4 protein-coding genes are annotated in these 3098 nt (G+C 47.3%); all 4 read right to left on the bottom strand.

Annotated elements, in window-relative coordinates:
* Window positions 1–138: 138 nt before the first annotated feature.
* A complete protein-coding gene (locus HNR77_RS29800; protein ID WP_184191712.1) occupies window positions 139–480 on the bottom strand; it encodes a cupin domain-containing protein in 342 nt (113 codons plus the stop codon).
* 173 nt (window positions 481–653) lie between these two features.
* On the bottom strand, window positions 654–1649 hold the full coding sequence (locus HNR77_RS29795) for a diacylglycerol kinase catalytic domain-containing protein (RefSeq protein WP_221444054.1): 996 nt from the start codon (window positions 1647–1649) through the stop codon (window positions 654–656).
* On the bottom strand, window positions 1642–1845 hold the full coding sequence (locus HNR77_RS29790) for a hypothetical protein (protein WP_184191709.1): 204 nt from the start codon (window positions 1843–1845) through the stop codon (window positions 1642–1644). The genes HNR77_RS29795 and HNR77_RS29790 overlap by 8 nt, the downstream gene beginning before the upstream one ends.
* Window positions 1842–2885, bottom strand: coding sequence for an SPFH domain-containing protein (locus HNR77_RS29785; protein WP_184191706.1), 1044 nt, complete (start codon window positions 2883–2885; stop codon window positions 1842–1844). The genes HNR77_RS29790 and HNR77_RS29785 overlap by 4 nt, the downstream gene beginning before the upstream one ends.
* Window positions 2886–3098: the final 213 nt, after the last annotated feature.

Here is a 3098-nt window from a genome sequence, read left to right as displayed (position 1 = left end):
AGAAGACATTCGTTCCGAAATTCGGTACGAATGTCTTCTTTTCTGTAAACTAAATAACATCTGTAGAAAAACTGCTAGTTCTTCAGTGGCCTCGTCGGAGCCTGCAATTTCCAATAATCGATCTATTTTATTTTTATATTATATATCCTTGGCGTACGAAGCTTCCGGCACTTTGCTCAGTACCACAAACAACCGAACCTCCTCATCACTCGTATTATGGAACGCAAATTCAGTCTCCCCTCCGCAGGACACCACATCTTCTGTTTGAATCTCGCACTCCTTTCCGTCCAGCATCAGAGTGCCTTTGCCTTCAACAACGAGCAGTGTAAGGTCTGCACCGGGATGTTTGTGAACGGGAAGCTGTTGCCCTGGCAGAAAATGAAGCACGAAGGTTACACCGCCTCCTTGTTGAGACAACACCCGTTTCGTGAAACGTTCCGTACTGTATGCTTTAACTTCTTGTAATGACGTGATACTCATGATCATCATCCTCCTGTATTTGTTCTGGTTATGTATTCATCTTAACGTGAAAAAACCTGCATCTCCTTGATTCAAATCAAGAAAACGCAGGCTGCGGTGCACCGATTGAATTACCGTCTTTTGATATATTCGAAAATATAGTACAGATCAATATTATAATAGAAGAAACGTGTTCATATCACGAGACGCCCTCTCTTCTCGGCAAGGCCAATCGTGGCATGCACACCAGAATTGAATTCCAGAAAATCCTGCTCCACACCGTCACTGAAAATAACCCCATCCTCCGGCATCTGTGAAATAATGTGCAGCGGCTGCTTAGCATGAATCTGTCCAAATACGAGACTGGCCGCGGTGGTGCGGCTCGGAAACGGCTCCCTGACTGTATAGTACAAATAAGGGGCATCCCACGTAAATCCGCTCGTATTCGTGCTTCCTGCTGACTCGGCTGCCGATGCCGCTTCCCCGTTCCCGGTAAGGCTTAGCTGCTGCCAGGCTGCAGAACCTACAATGCCTGAAGCACCTGCGAGCACACTTTTGAACCATCCTGTCGATCCCATGCCTGTGGACACGATGATTCCGCTGGAGGATTGATGTTCGCTCCTTGTTCCCAGACGTACCTCATAACGGGCCGATACATGTGTCTTACGTCCAATAAACAGGTCATTGACACCGTACAAAACCTGTCCGTCATTCAGCTCAACCTTGGCAAGCGTGACTTCCTTAAGCGCGCGCTGCCTACGAATCACATCAGGAACGATAAAGCTTAAATCCTCGACTGTAAAAGGTAAAAGCACCCCGTCCCACCGCATCGGGTCTGGATTCACACCAATCAGCGGCTGCTTGGTAACATATTTCAGTGTATTGGCAACCAGGCCATCCTGCCCGACCACCACGACAATATCTTGCTCTCCAAATATAAAATTCGGCACATGTTCCCGGTCAATCATCTGGACTCGTCCAAGCTGACTCAATTGCTGCTGAGCAAGCTGTATCGATTGTCGGTAACGCCGGTCTTCTTCGATGTAATCGCTAAAATCCGCACCAAGACGTTCGATGTAGAACTGGGCCTGCTGTACGGTATTGTACCGTACAATCAGTTCCTCCAGCCGGGTTCTGCGTTTGACCAGAACTAATTTGTGCTCACTCATGGGTTCTTTTATGTTAACCATCTGTGATTTCGCCTCCCGCTTTCCCTTTGACTTGAGGATAATCTGTGTTCATTTCTTTGACTTTTTGACCGGTCTCAATGACTTGTTTCACCAGATTGGCTTGATTGCCTGACACGTTCTGACTAACTCGACTGGATCGTGTAAGCCTTGTTCTGGAAGCGGATAGATTCGTTTGTTTGTCCCATCCGAGAATCATCGTGCCGCACCTCCTTTGCCTCTGCCTTCTGCTGGTGACATCAGACCCTGCAGCAGATCTGGCGAGATGTTAAGCTGTCCGATCTTGCCCGCATTCTCGGCCAGTTCCTGGAACGCAAGTGCAATTAATTTATCCGAATTCATGCCCATATTCGCCATCGCCTGCAATACATTCGGCTGCACATGCTGAAGCGAATTCATGACAGCCGCAATCTCATAGGCCTTCGCATCTGCCTCGGCATTCTGATTCGCTATGGTAAGCTCAATCAGCTGCTGCTTGCGTTCCTCCATCGCTGTATTGAACTGGAGCTGCTCCTGCTCCATCTCGTTCTGCTTCTGCTTCACCGAGCGCTCTGCCTGCAATTGCGTTTCCCGAATCTGCTGTCGCTTCGTTTCCACAGCGATTTCGGTGTTCAGTTCATTTTCCTTCACTCGCCGCTCCTGCTCAATGGAAGCATTCCGCCGCACATACAACGCCTCGTCTGCCTGACGCAGAATTTCCTCTCTCGCCTGTGCTTCCAATGCACGCATCGTTTCCTTATTGGGCAAGATCGCCAGAATCGACAAATTCATAAGCTCAACACCCAGCTTCTCCAGCTCTTCATGCTGCGTAACCTCACGCTTCATGCTACTGGCGAGCCGTTCACTCGACTGAATCGCTTCTCTCAGCGGCAGCTGCTCCAGATATTTTTTGGTGAGCACTTTGGCGATCGTAATGACACGCTGATCCAGCTTTCCGGGATCATCCGACATATATTGATTTTTGCGTAAATTATACGTGTAATTCAGGCTCTTGGTAATTTTGCTGTAATCCATAATGCGGTAGCTGAGCTGACCCTGCACAGTAACCGTCTGATAATCCGCTGTAATCTCTTCAAACATAAAGGGCACATCGACCGATGATACAGGCAGCACAACCACCGAAGTCGTCGGCTCATAATAATAAAACGATAACCCTACGCCCTCGCGCTGCACTCTGCCGTTCTTCACCTTCATTACATACTCACTGGGTTGAAACTTTACGAATCGGAATCCAAACATGGCTCATTCTCATTTCATAATAATGTCGTTTTGATATTATCGAAATGATAACAAATGATTTTGATATTGTCAATACGACATTAACGATAATTATAAAAAAGAGACCGAATCCGCGATTGAGGCCACTGAAAAAGTCCATTCCATGTTAAAGGTACAGCTCTCAAGAAAATTGTGGAGACTGTACCTTTTTCGCTTATAATTAAAGTATCATGG

It is taken from the genome of Paenibacillus sp. JGP012, from assembly GCF_014203995.1.
GTDB lineage: Bacteria > Bacillota > Bacilli > Paenibacillales > Paenibacillaceae > Paenibacillus > Paenibacillus silvae.
This window is presented reverse-complemented; position numbering and strand designations above follow the sequence as displayed.

What these genes read in the sequence shown, in the direction of transcription:
- HNR77_RS29800 (WP_184191712.1), bottom strand. Translation starts at nt 480, where the DNA reads ATGAGTATCACGTCATTACAAGAAGTTAAAGCATACAGTACGGAACGT.
- HNR77_RS29795 (WP_221444054.1), bottom strand. Translation starts at nt 1,649, where the DNA reads ATGGTTAACATAAAAGAACCCATGAGTGAGCACAAATTAGTTCTGGTC.
- HNR77_RS29790 (WP_184191709.1), bottom strand. Translation starts at nt 1,845, where the DNA reads ATGATTCTCGGATGGGACAAACAAACGAATCTATCCGCTTCCAGAACA.
- HNR77_RS29785 (WP_184191706.1), bottom strand. Translation starts at nt 2,885, where the DNA reads ATGTTTGGATTCCGATTCGTAAAGTTTCAACCCAGTGAGTATGTAATG.